This is a genomic window from Hylemonella sp. P2_B10, from assembly GCF_056404875.1.
This window is the reverse complement of sequence record NZ_JBFUDE010000001.1, coordinates 495,811-510,733: the sequence shown is the minus strand read 5'-3', so window position 1 is coordinate 510,733 and position 14,923 is coordinate 495,811. Positions and strand designations below refer to the sequence as shown.

Annotated in this window: 14 protein-coding genes and 1 tRNA gene; 6 read left to right on the top strand and 9 right to left on the bottom strand. The window is 66.0% G+C overall.

The window, feature by feature from the left end; genetic code table 11:
* Nucleotides 1–10: 10 nt before the first annotated feature.
* Nucleotides 11–1,123, bottom strand: a complete 1,113-nt coding sequence (lptG, locus tag AC1DX2_RS02395) for an LPS export ABC transporter permease LptG (RefSeq protein WP_477194682.1) — start codon at nt 1,121–1,123, stop codon at nt 11–13.
* Nucleotides 1,120–2,235, bottom strand: coding sequence for an LPS export ABC transporter permease LptF (gene lptF, locus AC1DX2_RS02390; protein WP_477194681.1), 1,116 nt, complete (start codon nt 2,233–2,235; stop codon nt 1,120–1,122). The genes lptG and lptF overlap by 4 nt, the downstream gene beginning before the upstream one ends.
* A 25-nt stretch (nt 2,236–2,260) precedes the next feature.
* Here lptF and AC1DX2_RS02385 point away from each other — a divergent pair, with 25 nt between their 5' ends.
* The 5 genes from AC1DX2_RS02385 to AC1DX2_RS02365 all read left to right on the top strand — a co-directional run bounded on the left by AC1DX2_RS02385 (nt 2,261) and on the right by AC1DX2_RS02365 (nt 6,073).
* Nucleotides 2,261–3,754 (top strand): leucyl aminopeptidase, encoded by a 1,494-nt coding sequence (locus tag AC1DX2_RS02385; RefSeq protein WP_477194680.1) that lies wholly within the window; start codon nt 2,261–2,263, stop codon nt 3,752–3,754.
* 26 nt (nt 3,755–3,780) lie between these two features.
* Entirely contained in the window at nt 3,781–4,206 is a 426-nt protein-coding gene (locus tag AC1DX2_RS02380; protein ID WP_477194679.1) for a DNA polymerase III subunit chi, read from the top strand.
* Nucleotides 4,207–4,214: 8 nt separating this feature from the next.
* The gene (locus tag AC1DX2_RS02375) at nt 4,215–4,553 is read left to right on the top strand and encodes a hypothetical protein (RefSeq protein ID WP_477194678.1); all 339 of its coding nucleotides are present in this window, start codon (nt 4,215–4,217) and stop codon (nt 4,551–4,553) included.
* Between the two features lie 163 nt (nt 4,554–4,716).
* Nucleotides 4,717–5,847, top strand: coding sequence for a branched-chain amino acid ABC transporter substrate-binding protein (locus AC1DX2_RS02370; RefSeq protein ID WP_477194677.1), 1,131 nt, complete (start codon nt 4,717–4,719; stop codon nt 5,845–5,847).
* A gap of 136 nt (nt 5,848–5,983) precedes the next feature.
* Nucleotides 5,984–6,073, top strand: a tRNA-Ser gene (locus tag AC1DX2_RS02365).
* A 77-nt stretch (nt 6,074–6,150) separates the two neighbouring features.
* Here AC1DX2_RS02365 and AC1DX2_RS02360 read toward each other — a convergent pair.
* Genes AC1DX2_RS02360 through AC1DX2_RS02330 form a run of 7 tightly spaced genes read right to left on the bottom strand, consistent with a single transcriptional unit; the run spans nt 6,151 to nt 11,949 of the window.
* Nucleotides 6,151–6,744, bottom strand: a complete 594-nt coding sequence (locus AC1DX2_RS02360; RefSeq protein WP_477194676.1) for a hypothetical protein — start codon at nt 6,742–6,744, stop codon at nt 6,151–6,153.
* Complete coding sequence (locus AC1DX2_RS02355) at nt 6,741–7,397, bottom strand: SCO family protein (protein ID WP_477194675.1); 657 nt, start codon at nt 7,395–7,397, stop codon at nt 6,741–6,743. The genes AC1DX2_RS02360 and AC1DX2_RS02355 overlap by 4 nt, the downstream gene beginning before the upstream one ends.
* Nucleotides 7,398–7,417: 20 nt before the next feature.
* A complete protein-coding gene (locus tag AC1DX2_RS02350; RefSeq protein WP_477194674.1) occupies nt 7,418–8,017 on the bottom strand; it encodes a c-type cytochrome in 600 nt (199 codons plus the stop codon).
* A 20-nt stretch (nt 8,018–8,037) separates the two neighbouring features.
* Nucleotides 8,038–8,631, bottom strand: coding sequence for a cbb3-type cytochrome c oxidase subunit II (locus AC1DX2_RS02345; protein WP_477194673.1), 594 nt, complete (start codon nt 8,629–8,631; stop codon nt 8,038–8,040).
* A complete protein-coding gene (locus AC1DX2_RS02340) occupies nt 8,621–10,276 on the bottom strand; it encodes a cbb3-type cytochrome c oxidase subunit I (RefSeq protein WP_477194672.1) in 1,656 nt (551 codons plus the stop codon). The genes AC1DX2_RS02345 and AC1DX2_RS02340 overlap by 11 nt, the downstream gene beginning before the upstream one ends.
* A 52-nt stretch (nt 10,277–10,328) precedes the next feature.
* Nucleotides 10,329–11,549 carry an NnrS family protein gene (locus tag AC1DX2_RS02335; RefSeq protein WP_477194671.1) on the bottom strand — a complete coding sequence of 407 codons (1,221 nt, stop codon included), beginning with the start codon at nt 11,547–11,549 and terminating at the stop codon, nt 10,329–10,331.
* The gene (locus AC1DX2_RS02330) at nt 11,542–11,949 is read right to left on the bottom strand and encodes a group III truncated hemoglobin (RefSeq protein WP_477194670.1); all 408 of its coding nucleotides are present in this window, start codon (nt 11,947–11,949) and stop codon (nt 11,542–11,544) included. The genes AC1DX2_RS02335 and AC1DX2_RS02330 overlap by 8 nt, the downstream gene beginning before the upstream one ends.
* A 274-nt stretch (nt 11,950–12,223) precedes the next feature.
* Here AC1DX2_RS02330 and AC1DX2_RS02325 point away from each other — a divergent pair, with 274 nt between their 5' ends.
* Nucleotides 12,224–14,923 carry a cyclic nucleotide-binding domain-containing protein gene (locus tag AC1DX2_RS02325; RefSeq protein ID WP_477194669.1) on the top strand — a complete coding sequence of 900 codons (2,700 nt, stop codon included), beginning with the start codon at nt 12,224–12,226 and terminating at the stop codon, nt 14,921–14,923.

Genomic DNA, 14,923 nt, shown 5'->3' with positions numbered 1-14,923 from the left:
GCGGGGAGCGCTATCGCCGCAGCACCAGCCAGCTGAAGGCGCCCAGCGACAGCATGCTGTAGATCAACCCGGGCGCCGCCGCCGTCAACCAGGGCTGCCAGTTCTGCAGGTTGCCGATGTAGCCGAACACGTCGGTCAGCAGGAAGAAGCTGATGCCCGCCATCACGCCGCCGAATACATAGCCGGTGATGGGCCCGGAGCGGAAGTGGAAGTACGCAAAGGGCAGGGCCAGCACCACCATCACCAGGCAGCTCAAGGGGTAGAACACCTTCTTCCAGAACTCGATCTCGTAGCGCTGGGCGGTCTGGCCGTTGGCGTCCAGGTGCTGGATATTGTTGAACAGGTCCAGCGTGCCCATGCGCTCGGGCTTCAGGATGGCGGCCGACACCATGTCGGCCGTCAGGTCGGTGGGCCAGCGAAAGCTCGCCACCCGGCTGCGCTCGAACTTGGGCGTTGGCGCGCCACGGCGCGACAACTCGGTGTGCTCGGCATTGTCCAGGTACCAGGCGTCGGTCCCGAAACGGGCCAGGTCGGCCTTGGTCATGGAGACCAGCAGGTCGTGGTTGTCGAACTCGAACAGGCGCACCGCGTGCATGCTGCCGTCGGCCGGATTCAGCGCCCCGACATTGATGGCATAGTGCGCATAGCCCTGCTTGTCCTTGGCGCGCAGCCAGGCGCCGGTCTGGCCGACGGTGATCTTGCCCTGAAATTGCGCCTTCAGAAGCTGGGCCGCGTGGTCGCTGGCGGGTGCCAGGTAATCACCGACGGCAAAGGTCAGCACCACGAAGCCGGCGCCCAGCACCAGCAGTGCGCGCAGCGCCCGCCACGGCCCCAGGCCGCTGGTGCGCAGGATGGTGAACTCGGAGCTCTGGGCCAGGCGCGCCATGACGAAGATGGTGCCTATCAGCACGGTGATGGGCAGCAACTCATACAGTCGGCTGGGAACCAGCAGCGTCACATAGGTCAGCGCATGGCGCAGCTGGTAGGCCTCGTTGCCGCGCCGGCCTATGGCTTGCAGCTCTTCGACGAAGTCGAAGAAAAAGAACAGCGCCAGAAAACCCAGGGTGACCAGCGCCACCGAGGAGATCACCTCGCCATAGATCAGGCGGCGTATGGTTTTCATGCGTCTTGTGCCTTCGGCAGTGCGGGGGCCTTGCGCCGCATCAGGCTGCCCAGCGTCCAGTTGTTGTGGCGCTTGGCCAGCCACAGCAGGCCGACGACGAAGGCGCCGCCGTGCAGGGCCAGCATGAAGCCGCTGAAGTTGGCCTTGCCGCCATGGATCCAGTCCTGTCCCAGCGCCAGCAGGTTGAAGTACAGCACGAAGGCGAAGAAGGCAAAAGCCAGGCTGCCGCTGCGGCCCACGCGCGGGTTCACATTGGCGATGGCCAGCGCCAGGATCACCAGGTTGAAGGCGGTCAGCCCCCAGCCCAGCCGCCAGGACAACTCACCCAGGTAGGGCGCCGTGGGCGTCAGCACCAGTTGCGCGGTGGAGACCATATTGGGCTGCAGCATGGCCTGCGGCGTGACCTCGCCGACCTCTGCCTTGGTGCTGTAGCCCTCGAATTCGCTGATCTTCAGCTCGGACTTGCCGACTTCGCTCTCGACCCGCTGGCCGTTGTTGAGCACCAGGAAGCGGTCATTGCCCTGGTTCTGTATGCGCCCGCTGTCGGCCGAGATCAGCGTCTCGCGCTTGTTCTCGGTGATGGCGATGAACACATGGTTGCCGGTGACCTTGTCGGCGGTCTGTTTCTCGACGAAAAACACCCGGGTGCCGCCTGCCGATTCCTGGAACTGCCCGGGCGAGATGCGCTCGACATCGCCGCGCTTCCCATAGCTCTCCTTCAGGTCGTCCACCTGGCGCATGGACCAGGGGACCACGAACAGCGCCAGCACCGCCACCACCAGCAAAATGGGCCAGGCAAAACGGTACAACGGGCGCAAAAAGGCCGACAGGCCGGCACCGCTGGCGAACCAGATCACCATCTCGCTGTCGCGGTACAGGCGCGCCAGCGTGGCCACCATGGCCAGGAACAGGCTCAACGTTAGAATCGCCGGCATCTGCGCCAGCACCGTATACCCCATCACCAGCATCACGTCGGAGGGGTTGAAGGTGCCGCGCGAGGCTTCCCCCAGCCGGCGTATCAGGACGATGGTCATGACCACGGTCACCAACACGATCGAGGTGGCGCCAAAACTGCGAGCCAGCTCCTTGCGGATGGAGGAATGGAATAACATCAGGTGATAAAGGAAAAGCCGAATTATGAACTTTGAACTCAAGTCCCTGGCGCTGGCCGGCGCAGCCTCTGAAAAATGCGATGCCCTGGTGGTGCTGGTGAGCGACAGCTACAAGCTGGCCAAGGACGCGCTGTCGGACATCATAGGCCAGGCGCAAAAGGCGGGCGATTTCGAGGCCAAGGCCGGCAAGCTGCTGTCGTTGTACAAGCCCGCCGGCGTGGCCAGCGCGCGCGTGCTGCTGGTGGGTGCCGGTGACGGCTCAGCCAAGCAAACCCGCCAGGCGGTGGCCGCCGGTGTGGGCGCGTTGAAGGGTGTCAAGGCCAAGAAGCTGGTGCTGGTGTTCGCCGATGGCGGCAGCGCGGAGGGCGCGCGCGCTGCCGTGCTGGGCGCCGCCGAGGCCAGCTACGTCTACACCACCACCAAGTCCAAGCCCGAGCCGCGCAGCCTGCAAGGCGTGCTTGTGGGCGTGGCCGATGCCGCTGCTGCCAAGCCGCTGTTTGAGCGTGCCGTGGCCACCGTCAGCGGCGTGGAGCTGGCCAAGGAATGGGCCAACCGCCCGGCCAACCACGCCACCCCCAGCCACCTGGCCAGCACCGCGCAGGCGATCGCCAAGGCCGGCAAGATGAAGTGCGAGGTGCTGGACCACAAGGCCGTGGCCAAGTTGGGCATGGGCTCCTTCATGTCGGTGGCACAGGGCTCGGCTGAGCCGCTGCGTTTCATCGTGCTGCAGTACCAGGGCGGGCCCAAGGGCGATGCCCCCACGGTGCTGGTGGGCAAGGGCATCACCTTCGACAGCGGCGGCATCTCCATCAAGCCGGCCCCGGAAATGGACGAGATGAAGTTCGACATGTCGGGCGCGGCCAGCGTGCTGGGCGTGTTCAAGGCGCTGGGCGAGTTGAAGCCGGCCATCAACGTGGTGGGCCTGATTCCCTCGTGCGAAAACCTGCTGGACGGCAAGTCCGTCAAGCCCGGCGACGTGGTCACCAGCATGAGCGGCCAGACCATCGAGATTTTGAACACCGACGCCGAAGGCCGGCTGATCCTGTGCGACGCCATCACCTACGCCGAGCGCTTCAAGCCGCGCGCGGTGATCGACATCGCCACGCTGACCGGTGCCTGCATGATCGCGCTGGGCGGCGTGCGCAGCGGCCTGTTCGCCAGCACCGACGAGCTGGCCACCGCGCTGTCTGCCGCCGGCGACGCCGCTGGCGACCTGGTCTGGCGCCTGCCGCTGGATGATGACTACGCCGAAGGCTTGAAGACCAACTTCGCCGACGTGGCCAATGTGGCTGGCCGGGCCGGCGGCGCCATCACCGCCGCCAAGTTCCTGCAGCGCTTTGTCGGCAAGTTCCCCTGGGCGCATCTGGACATTGCCGGTACCGCCTGGAAGAGCGGCGCCGCCAAGGGTGCCACCGGCCGCCCGGTGGGCCTGCTGTTGGAGTACCTGTTGGCACAGCAGCTGTCCGCAGCCAAACCTGCTGCCAAGGCGGCGCCGAAGAAGAAGACGGCCAGCGCCTGAACTGACCCCATTGGGCGCGCCTTGCCGTGACTGAGATCGCCTTCCACTTCAACGCGCCGGACAAGCTGGCCTACGCCTGTCGCCTGCTGCGCAAGGCGTATGGGGGACGGTCCCTGGTGGTGGTGGTGGGCGAACCGGTCGATCTGACCGAGCTGGACCAGGCCTTGTGGACTTTTTCCGCGCTGGATTTCATTCCGCACAGCCGTGCCGGTGAGCCCGGCGCCCAGGCCGCGCCGGTGCTGCTGACCGATTCGCTGAACGATGCCACGCCCCACAACCAGGTGCTGCTGAACCTGGGTATTGAAGTGCCCGGGGGCTTTGAGCGCTTCGAGCGGCTGATCGAAGTGGTCAGCCTGGACGATGCCGACCGCCAAGGCGCGCGCGGCCGCTGGAAGCATTACGCCGATCGCGGCTATGCCATCACCCGCCATGACCTGGCATTGAAAGGCTGAGCCGCGCCATGAGCAGTCCCCCATCAGGCCCACCATCTGGCGCGCCAAAAGGCCCACCACGCTTCCTGCCCACGCTCACCGAGGTGGTGCACCCGCAGGATTTGGCAGGCACGCGCGCGGTGCACAGCGGCAACCCCGTGCATCAGGCACAGGGTCTGCAGCAGGAACAACTGGTACGCGAGGTGATGCGCCGGCTGAATTCTTCGCTGGAGGTGCGCCTGCGCGAGGCCATTGGCACCGTGGTGGTGGAGCAGGTGCAGCTGCTGGCGCCGCGCCTGCGCCAGGAAATCGAGATGGTGGTGCGCCAGGTGGTGGCCGATGCCGCAGGCGAGCAGGCCGACAGCTAGGAAACCCCTGATGAAATCGGGGCTGCGCGGTGGTGGCCTGGCCCGATTTTCGCGTTAGGATGATCCCTATGGCTTTGTCGCGCGATTGGCATTATCGTGCTGGGCGGCAAACCTGTTGGACCTACAGGTTCTTTTTTTTCGTATTCATCAATCGGAGTTCGCAATGCAAATGAAACTGAAACTTTCCGTGGCTGCGGTCGTGGCCGCCGTCGCCGGTATCGCCTCGGCGCAGGACATGGTTGTCCGTATCGGCCATGTGGGCCCGGTCTCCGGCGCGCAGGCCGCCTATGGCCGCGACAATGAAAACGGCGCGCGCATGGCGATCGAAGACCTGAACACCCAGGGCGTGGTGATCGCCGGCAAGAAAGTCAAGTTTGAGCTGATGGCCGAGGACGATGGCGCTGACCCCAAGCAGGGTGCTGCCGTGGCGCAGAAGCTGTGCGACGCCAAGGTCAATGGCATCGTTGGTCACCTGAATTCGGGCACCACGATTCCCGCCTCCAAGATTTACAACCAGTGCGGCATCCCCCACATCACACCGTCGGCCACCAACCCCGACCTGATGAAGCCCGGCTACAAGACCACGTTCCGCCTGCTGGCCAATGACAATGCCTTGGGCGCCGGTTTGGCCTTCTATGCCGCCGATGGCCTGAAGCTCAAGCGCGTGGCCGTGGTGAACGACCGCACCGCCTATGGCGAGGGTGTGTCCGCCGTGTTCAAGAAGACCGCGCTGACCAAGGGCATCACCATCGTCGATGAGCATGGCACCAACGACAAGGCGGTGGACTTCATGGCCATCCTGACGTCCATCAAGGGCAAGAACCCTGACGCCATCTTCTTTGGCGGCATGGACCCGCAGGGCGGCCCCATGCTGCGCCAGATGGAGCAGCTGGGCCTGACCAACGTCAAGTACTTCGGCGGCGACGGCATCTGCACCGCCGAGCTGGTCAAGCAGTCGGCAGGCGCCAAGACGCTGGAAAACGTGATCTGCGCCGAAGGCGGCGCCTCGCTGGCCAAGATGCCCGGCGGCGATGCCTGGAAGAAGCGCTACGACGCCAAGTATCCCGGCCAGTTCCAGGTCTACAGCCCCTATGTGTATGACGCCGTGATGGTGCTGGCTGACGCCATGAAGCGTGCTGGCAGCGCCGATCCCAAGGTCTACCTGCCCAAGCTGGCCGACACCAACTACAAGGGCGTCACCACCACGGTGATGTTCGAGCCCAATGGCGAGCTGAAGAACCCCGCCATGACGCTGTACACCTACAAGGACGGCAAGAAGGTGCCGCTGAACTGATCCCCGCGCAGGTCCCGGCCCAACTCCGGTTGGGGCCTTGGCCGCAGCGCCCAAGCCGCCTGCGGGCGGCTTTTTTCATGCCGGCGCCGCTTGCTGCTGACACCAGGCTTTTCATGGGTTAGAATAGAGGGCTTCCGGAGAGGTGGATGAGTGGTTTAAGTCACACGCCTGGAAAGCGTGCGTGGGGTTAAACCCACCGCGGGTTCGAATCCCGCCTTCTCCGCCACACATCAAAAGAAAAACGGGCCTTCGCGGCCCGTTTTTCTTTGCCGCGCCTGGATTGAAAAGCGCGTGATCGGACACTCAGCGCTGCGGGGGTCGCGCGGTCAGCACCTTGGCAGTTGGTGCCATTGGCCCGCTGAGGCGCCACATCGCCACGCCCACCCAGGCCACGGCCAGCGCGGCCGAGCCCCAGACCAGCGCCGCGCCCAGACGCTGCTGGTCGTCCAGCAGGTAGGCATTGCACAGGCGCTGCGGCGCGTCCTGGTACAGCGTGCCCACGGTCACCCCCATCAGCAGCAGATTGCCCATGAAGAAGCCCTGCACCACCCAGCCGGCGGCGCGCCACGAAGGCCATGCCACGGCGCCGGCCAGCAGCAGGGCGGCGAACTTTGCGGCCTCCACTGCAGAGTCGGTCAGTGCCAGGTCCAGCAGGCGCGGAACCATCAGCACCGCCAGCGCCAGTGCGACGTAGCTCAGGCCGGCGATGCCCAAGGCGTTCCAGGCGCGCAGGCGCGGTGTCCACGAAGCGGGCAGGGCGGTCGCCAGCAAGGCGCCGGCCAACAGCAGCGCCGGGTACTGCACCAGCATCTGCAGGCGCATGCTGGCCTCCAGCGCCTGCCGTGTCACGGGCAGCAGCAACAGCGCCAGCAAGGCGGCGCCCAGGGAGGTTTTCAAGCGCCGCCACCTCGCGCGGCCAGTTGGTGCGCATAGGCCAAGGCCAGATCTACCTCGGCATAGTCAAACACCCGCACCAGCCGGCCTTGGGCGTCCACCACCAGCAGCGCCGCATTGTGCTCAAAGCCGCCCAGCCCATCGGGGATCACCGTCACCCGATAGCGTTGCAACAACGCGGCGTTGTCAGCACCCCGCACCACGCTGGCAAAACGCCACACCTGCGCATCCGCCTGCAGTTTCTGGGCATAGCGCGCCAGCGCCGGCGCATCGTCATGCGTGGGATCGAAGCTGATGGACAGCAGCCGCAGCGTCGTCTGGGGGGAAGGTAGGGCGTTGGCCGCCTGTTGCTCCTGCACGATGTGGGTTTGCAACTGCTGAAAGACCGTGCCCAGTGCCGCGCACACCGTTACACAGCGGGTGTACATGAAGTCCACAATCGTCACCGCGCGCTGTTGCGCCAGCAACTGCTGCAAGGTCTGGCCCTGCATGCCCGGCCCGGCCATCTGCGTGGCCGGTGCTGCCACCGGCTGCAGCGCAACATCAAGCCGCCGTGCGCCTTCAGCGGTCCAGACCTGGAAGTCATGCGTCAGCCAGCGCGCGCAGCCCCAGGCCAGCAGCAGGCTGGCCAGGCAAGCAAGAGTGCTGCGGGCCATGGTTGGGTCGTCCGGTGGCGTCACGGCGCCTTGGCCAGCGCCTTCAGTTCATCGCCATTGGCGAAGGGCTTGTCGCGCAGCTTGGCCGCGCGCTCCTTGGCCAGCAGCTCAACGCTGATGGCCCCCGACTTGTTGGACCAGGCCGAGCGCACATGGCTGAGCACCGCTGCCAATTCGGCGTCGCTGAGCTGGGCAAACGCCGGCATGCTGCCCTTGAAAGGCTGGCCCGCCACCGTGATGTCGCCGTTGATGCCGTACAGCAGCGCATTGGCCAGCACGCGTTCGTCGCCATTCACCCACTCCGAACCATCCAGCGGCGGGAACACGCCGGGCAAGCCCTTGCCATGGGCCTGGTGGCAAGCCACGCAGTTGGCGGTGAACACCTGGGCGCCGTCCGGCCCCTGGCCGGGCTTGGCCACGGCAGGGCGCAGGTCGGCCAGCGTGCGCCGGTCGCCCAGGTCGGCCACGCCGAAAGACTCTGACAACAGGATGTAGGCCACACAGCTCAACACCACGCCCAGCGTGACCCCGGCCACGATCAGTGGAATGGGTTGGCTGCGCTCGGACGGGTCGGCGGTCTCGCGTTGCTGCTGCGGGCGCGGATCGGGTTCAGAAGCCATGGTGCGGGTCCTCCTGACGCTCAGCGCTTGGGTTCCGGTGGCAGCACCGGGTAGGTGTGGTTCAGCCCTTGCAGGTACTTCACCAGGTCCAGCGCCTCGGGCGTGGGCACCACCACCTTGCCCACGCCGGGGCTCCAGCCGGGTGGCAGTTTCAACACTTCCTCGCCCTCGTCAGGGGCGTCCTTCACGTTGAACAGGTAGGGGTAGGACGGCATGATGGAGCCCGGCACATAGGCGCGCGGCTGGTACAGGTGGCCCAGGTGCCAGTCCTTGCTGGGCTGGCGCACGCCGATGTTGAACAGGTCGGGCCCGGTGCGCATGCTGCCCAACAGGTGCGGCTTGTCGTAGACATAGTCGGCCGGCACCGAGGCGCGGCCCCAGCCGCGTTCGATATCCGGCCCGAAGCCGCGGTCGCGCGGCTGCTGGCTGTGGCAGTAGACGCAGCCATTGGCGATGTAGACCTGGCGCCCGCGCAGCTGGGCGCTGGTGTAGGGCTTGAGTTGGGGCGGTGGCGAAACGTCGCGCACCTGGATGTAGGGCATCACCACCAGCGCGGCCGTGGCCACGCCCAGGGCCACCATGGCGCCTGCTGCCAGCTTGACTTCATTTTCCATGCTGTGCGGCCTCCACGACTTCTTGCTGGCCCTGCTGCCAGAACAGCGCCGCCCCGGCCCGGGTGGGACCGAAGCGCAGCGCCATGGCCAGGAAATGGCCCACGAACACCAGATGGCTGAGCACCATCAAACCGCCGCCCACCGAGCGCGACACCAGGTAGGGCACCGTCAGCGTCACCGAATCCATGAAGGGCCGCTTGGCGTCCAGCATGGCCTGGCCCTGCAGCCAGCCGCCCACCGACAGGCCGATGAAGTAGATGGCGATGCCCAGCGCCGCCAGCCAGAAATGCAGGGCGATCAGCTTGGGGTAGGGCCATTCCCAGTTCAGCACGCGCGGCATCATGAAGTACACGGCGCCGAACAGCACCATGGAGACGAAGCCATAGGCACCCAGGTGCGCATGGGCGACGGTGAAATGGGTGAAGTGGGTCACCTGGTTGATGCTGCGCAGTGACTCCAGCGAGCCTTGCAGCGACGAGGCCAGGTACATCAGGCCGCCAAACATCATGAAGCGCAACGTCGGCGAATGCAGCGCCAGATGCATGCGCCCGCGCAGTGTGCCGCCCATGTTGATGGAAAAGGCGATGACCGGGATCACCATCATGATGCTTTGCACGATGGACAGCGTAGTCAGCCAGCCCGGCACCGGTCCGCCGATCAGGTGGTGGCCCCCAACCTGGCCGTAGAAGAAGGCCAGCGTCCAGAAGCCCAGGATGGACAGGTTGTACGAGCTGACCGGCCGGCCGATGATCTTGGGCAGGAAGTAGTAGATGGCGCCCACGCTGACCGGGGTGAACCACAGGCCCAGCACGTTGTGGCCGTACCACCAGTTGGTGGTGGCCTGCTGCACGCCGGTGTGCACGCCGGGCATCTTGCCCACCAGGTACAGCAATGCGATCCACAACAGCGCAGCCACCATGTACCAGACGCTGACGTACAGGTGCTCAACCTTGCGGTTGACCAGCGTGAACAGCACCGGCAGGATGACCAGCGCGAAGCCGATGAAGATGAAGATGCCGATCTGCCAGGGCATCTCCAGGTACTCCATGCCATCGCTCCAGCCGGTGGCCACCGCCCCTATGCCACCGGCGATGCCGGTGTTGATCAGCGCGCCGCCCAGCATGGCCCAGATGCTGCCCATCAACCGCGTGCGCAGCAGCCGTGGCAACACCCACAGGATCATGCCCAAGGCGGCGTTGCTGATCCAGCCGTACAGCACGGCGTTCAGGTGCACCGTGCGCAGGCGTCCAAAGGTCATCCAGGCCTGGTCGACCAGCCAGTCCGGCTCGTGCAGCTTGATGGAAGACGCCAGCCCGGCCAACGAGCCCACAGCCAGCCACAGGCAGGCGAAGGCGATGAACATGAAGACCGGGAAGGCGCTGGAACTGTCGGCCTCGACGCGGGCGCGCAACTCCTGGGCATCGGCCTCGCCAAGCACCGGGCCGGCAGCGGCCTGCAGCGATTGCCGGCCGGCACCGGTGAGCGCCGGGTCGTCGACCTGGCCAATTTCACCGGGAGCGAAGATGACCGAGGCGGCGCGCGGGTTGTCGACGAACAGCCCCTGGCGCATGGACCAGATGAAGATGAACAGGCCGATGATGGACAGCAGGAAGGCGCCCAGCAGGCTGAGGACGGCGCTGTCCATCACGGTCTGCGCAGACGCGCGGGCGTGGGTTGCGATGCGGGTCCAGGGTGCGTCATGAAGCTCTCCTGAGGATGGTCGTGGCGGCCTGGTCCAGCCGCGGCCGTACCAGCATGGGTCCGAAGCGCCACAGGTACAGCCCGAACGCCAGTATCCATGCTGCCGCTGAAAGCTGCAAGGCGTAGGGGGCTCCTGGTAGCGGCAGCAGCGCCAGCAGGCGCAAAGCGGTGGCGACCAGCATGGCGGCGTAGGCCGCGAGCATGCTGCCGTCGGCGCGCAGCGGGCGGCCCAGATGGCCCAGCGCGGTGCGGGTCAGCATGCCGATGATGAGCACTGAAAAACCGCCCACCGCAATCACATGCACCGGCCAGGCTGCCCGTGCCACCCAGCCAACCGTGTGCGCGGCGGCCACCAGCAGGCCGGCGCCCAGCAGTGCATGGCCGGCGTACAAGACCCACAGCAGCGGTGTGCGCCGCACCGCCCAGGGCTGCCAGGCCAGCACCTGCCACAAGGCGAGGGCACCGGCCAGCGCAAGGCCTGCCGCCATGGCCCAAGGCAGACCCAGCAGACCGCAGGCCACGGCCAGCAGGATGGCAGCCAGCTGGCACTGCCCGCTGCGGGTGTGCAGGGGAATCTGCAGGCCCGGCAGCGCACGCATGGCGAAGAAGGGAATGACGCGTCTTGCAATCAGCAGTGCCAGCGCCGCCATGCACAGCAAGCCGGTGTTGAAGCGCTGCATCAGCAGCGTGTAGTCGCCGAGCCAGACGGCCAGCAGGTACAGGGCGTCGGCACCGCCCAGCGCCAGCAGCAGCAGCGGCATGCCGTAGTTGCGCTGGTTGCGCGAGGGGATCACCGCGCGTGCCAGTGCGCCTGCAGCCCAAACGAAGAAGCCCAGTTCAGCCATGGCGGCCAGCGCAAAAGCCGCGTCGCCGGGCAGCAGGTAAGCCAGGCGCGCCAGCAGCCACAGCGCGGTCAGCGCGCCCAGCGGGCGGCCGCGCAGGGGGTTGATGCCGGTCCAGTTGCTGCCGGCGGTCAGCAAAAAACCCACGGCGATGGTGGCAATGAAGCCCCACAGCATCTCGTGCGCGTGCCACAGCACGCCGGCCATCCGGCCGTGCAGCCATTGCGGTGCGCCCACCCACAGTGCCACCGCCACCACGGCCCAGCTGGTGCCCGCCAGGTACAGCGGCCTGAAGCCCAGTTCCAGGAAAGCTGACCATTGCGGGCGCGGCATGCGGGCCCGGCCCGGCTCCTCGATATGCAACAGCTCAGCCATGGCGGGCCTCCTGGGGCAGGGGACGGTAGGCCGGGGCGTAGTCGGGGAATTGGCCGAACAGCACATAGTGCAGGTTGCGCGCCACCCCACGCGCCACCTTTTGCATCTGGGTGGCCACGGCGGGCTGCAGCAGCGCCTCGGTGTGCAGCCGCCACAACGCCAGCCAGCGCTCAAACATGGCCGGGGTCAGTCCGGGCAGCGTGGTGTGTTTGTCCATCACGTTGCCGCGAAAGGCGTGGCTGCGCAGTGCCACACTGCTCCAGAAGTCCTGCATGCGCGCCAGGTGCTCGGGCCAGGCTGACGGTGCGATGGCGCGCTCGAACACCGGGCCCAGCAGCGGGTCCTGGCGCACGTCGTCATAGAAGGCCTGCAACAGGTGGCCCAGCAGGCCCGGCGTCAAGGGGGCAGGCGGTGATGGTGTGACATTTTTCACGGTGCGTGGCCCTATTTTAAAGATGTATTTTATATAGATCTTATAGATTTCGGATGCGCCTGGCAAATCGCCCCCGCAAGACCCTGGGCCAGGGCGGGTAACATCAGCGCCGGGCCAACTGCAATCCGCTATCATTTTTGAAGCACATTGGCCTTGCGGCATTGTCATTTAGCCCTGACAATCCGGTAACTTCAGGGGGCGTTTGATTTCATGATGAGCACTACCAAGGGCCGTTGCTGATATGAGCGAGAAGAGCTGCATTCTTGCTGTGGATGCCGACCCGGCGGTGACCGCGGCCCTGCGCAAGGGCCTGGATGACCGCTACCAATGGGTACTCGCCCACACCGCTGCCCAGGCCCTGGAGGCGGCCCGCGAGACGCCGCCCAGCCTGGTGCTGTGCGGCTTGGCCTTGCCCGACATGGACGGCTACCAGCTGTGCCGCGCGTTCAAGGCCGATCCTTTGACGCAAAGCGTGCCGGTGTTGCTGCTGGCTCCGGCCGGTCAGGCGCGCGACGAGGCACTGGGTCTGCAAGCCGGCGCAGCCGATTTTGTCGACCCGAAATTGGACCGCGGCCTGCTCGCCGCGCGCATTGAAACCCATTTGGCGTTGCGCCAGGCCAACGATGCGCTGGAAGCGCAAAACGCGGTGCTGGAGTCGCTGGTGGCGGTGCGCACGGCCGAGCTGGAGGCCAACCGCGAAGAACTGCGCCAGGCCATGCACAACCTGCGCACCACCCGGGTGACCAGCGGCGTGTACTGGATACAGGTGCCCGAGGCGGGCTTGTACATCCTGTGCGGCAGCCCGGCCGACGTGGTCAAACACCTGATGCTGCGCGGCTACATCGCGCAGGAGACGCGCGACGGCGTGGAGTGCGAGACCGGCCCCAACGCCATCCTGCTGTCCGACGTGATGATGCAAAACGGCGGCTTTGCCAACCTGGCCGAGTTCCCGGTGCTGCAGATGCTGTACCGCCAGGGCCTGATCCTGCCTGGCCACCCCAACAACACCGGTCGCAAGCCCTTGCTGATCGGGTCGGCCGCTCAGGTGCACGCCCAGCTGGACTACATCTACCGCGGCAACTATGGTCTGGTCAGCGAGGAAGAGCTGATGGCCGCCGGCCTGGATGCGGAAGAAGCACACCGCCAGATGGCCCTGAAGCTGCGCTTCGCCTTCGGCAAGATACGCGCCACCGATGACCTGCTGGACTACCGCATCGTCGGTCAGGAGCCGGTGGAACTGGTCAACGGCGTGTTCGTGCACCGGCTGGGCCTGAACCGTTTCGAATTCCGCTACCGTGGCGGCAGCACGGTGGTGGACCTGAACCTCGAGCCCGACGAGCGCTACGAATCCCCCTACACGCCGGGCCACCATGTGGTGGACCGGCAATACTTCGGCGTCATCCACTCCGGCAACGGCGACGGCTGGGACCTGCGGCGCCAGAGCATGGGCTCCATCGTGATGTTCCAGGGCCGCTACTACCTGGTGGATGCCGGCCCCAGCATCCTGCACACGCTGCGCAGCCTGGGTATTGACGTGTCCGAGATCGAGGGCATCTTTCACACCCACACGCATGATGACCACTTCGCCGGTCTGCCGACGCTGATTGCCTCGGGCCACCGCATCAAGTACTTCGCCACGCCGCTGGTGCGCCACTCGGTCACCAAGAAGCTGGCGGCGCTGATGTCGCTGGACGAAAAGCTGTTTGCCGAATTCTTCGACGTGCGCGACCTGAAGGAGGGCGAGTGGAACGACTGCGACGGCATGGAGGTGATGCCCATCTTCTCGCCGCACCCGGTGGAAAACACCGTGTTCATCTTCCGCGTCAACCAGGACAACGGCGACCGCACCTATGCCCACCTGGCCGACATCGTGTCGCGTTCGGTGCTGACGCGCATGCTGGAGGAGTTGCCTGAGGGCGACGCCTGCATCTCGCACGAGTACATCGACGCTGTGCACCAGCATTACCTGACGCCGGTGACACTGAAGAAGCTGGACGCCGGCGGCGGCCTGATCCATGGCGATCCGTTCGACTTCGCCGAGGACACCTCCAGCAAGGTGGTGTTTGCCCACCGCGCCACGCCGTACAGCCGCGAGGAGCTGGAAATCGGCTCCGAGGCCAGCTTTGGCGCTGTGGATGTGCTGGTGCCCTCCAGCCAGGACTACCTGCGCCAGCGGGCTCACCGCTTTCTGAGCCAGATCTTCCCCGAGGCCGACAGCTACCGCCTGAATGCGCTGGTGCGCTCGCCGGTGGAGACCTACAACGCCGGCTCCATCATCCTCAAGCGGGACATGACCACCGATGATGTCTACCTGCTGCTGACCGGCACGGTGGAGCAAAACCAGGCCGACCTGGACGCGCCGCTGTCATTGGCCACCGGCTCGTTCATCGGCGCGCAGGCGCTGTTCGACCCCGGTCCATTGACCGACACCTGGCGGGCGGCGTCTGCCGTGCGGCTGATGCGCATCGGCGTGGCCACCATGCGGGCATTTTTGATGTCGGGCGGCTGGAGCGATATGCTGCGCACGCTGCTGAGTGAAGCCGCCTTCCTGCAGCGCACCTGGCTGTTTGGCGAGCAGGTGGGTTTCACCATACAGAGCCGGTTGGCGCGCGAGCGCAAACTGTTGCTGTTGAAGGCTGGCACGCCGCTGGCGTTTCCAGAAGGCCCCTGCCTGTACCTGGTGCGCCAGGGTGAGCTGGAGCTGCGCGACGGTCGCGGCCATGTGATCGAGGTGATCACGGCCGGTGGCTTTGTCGGCGAAGAGAGTTTCATCGACCGCGCGCGCGCCGGCTGGCAGTGCGTGGCCCGCAGCGACACCGAGATGCTGGCCATGGCCTCGCCGGAGTTGCGCGGCATTCCCATCGTGCTGTGGAAGCTGCTGGAAACCCATGACCGGCGACTGCGCGCGATGGAGTTGGGCGGGCGCAAGCAACGGGTTTGA

What these genes read in the sequence shown, in the direction of transcription:
- lptG (WP_477194682.1), bottom strand. Translation starts at nt 1,123, where the DNA reads ATGAAAACCATACGCCGCCTGATCTATGGCGAGGTGATCTCCTCGGTG.
- AC1DX2_RS02335 (WP_477194671.1), bottom strand. Translation starts at nt 11,549, where the DNA reads ATGGCTGAGCTGTTGCATATCGAGGAGCCGGGCCGGGCCCGCATGCCG.
- AC1DX2_RS02355 (WP_477194675.1), bottom strand. Translation starts at nt 7,397, where the DNA reads ATGGCCCGCAGCACTCTTGCTTGCCTGGCCAGCCTGCTGCTGGCCTGG.
- AC1DX2_RS02370 (WP_477194677.1), top strand. Translation starts at nt 4,717, where the DNA reads ATGCAAATGAAACTGAAACTTTCCGTGGCTGCGGTCGTGGCCGCCGTC.
- AC1DX2_RS02325 (WP_477194669.1), top strand. Translation starts at nt 12,224, where the DNA reads ATGAGCGAGAAGAGCTGCATTCTTGCTGTGGATGCCGACCCGGCGGTG.
- lptF (WP_477194681.1), bottom strand. Translation starts at nt 2,235, where the DNA reads ATGTTATTCCATTCCTCCATCCGCAAGGAGCTGGCTCGCAGTTTTGGC.
- AC1DX2_RS02345 (WP_477194673.1), bottom strand. Translation starts at nt 8,631, where the DNA reads ATGGAAAATGAAGTCAAGCTGGCAGCAGGCGCCATGGTGGCCCTGGGC.
- AC1DX2_RS02385 (WP_477194680.1), top strand. Translation starts at nt 2,261, where the DNA reads ATGAACTTTGAACTCAAGTCCCTGGCGCTGGCCGGCGCAGCCTCTGAA.
- AC1DX2_RS02350 (WP_477194674.1), bottom strand. Translation starts at nt 8,017, where the DNA reads ATGGCTTCTGAACCCGATCCGCGCCCGCAGCAGCAACGCGAGACCGCC.
- AC1DX2_RS02375 (WP_477194678.1), top strand. Translation starts at nt 4,215, where the DNA reads ATGAGCAGTCCCCCATCAGGCCCACCATCTGGCGCGCCAAAAGGCCCA.
- AC1DX2_RS02340 (WP_477194672.1), bottom strand. Translation starts at nt 10,276, where the DNA reads ATGGACAGCGCCGTCCTCAGCCTGCTGGGCGCCTTCCTGCTGTCCATC.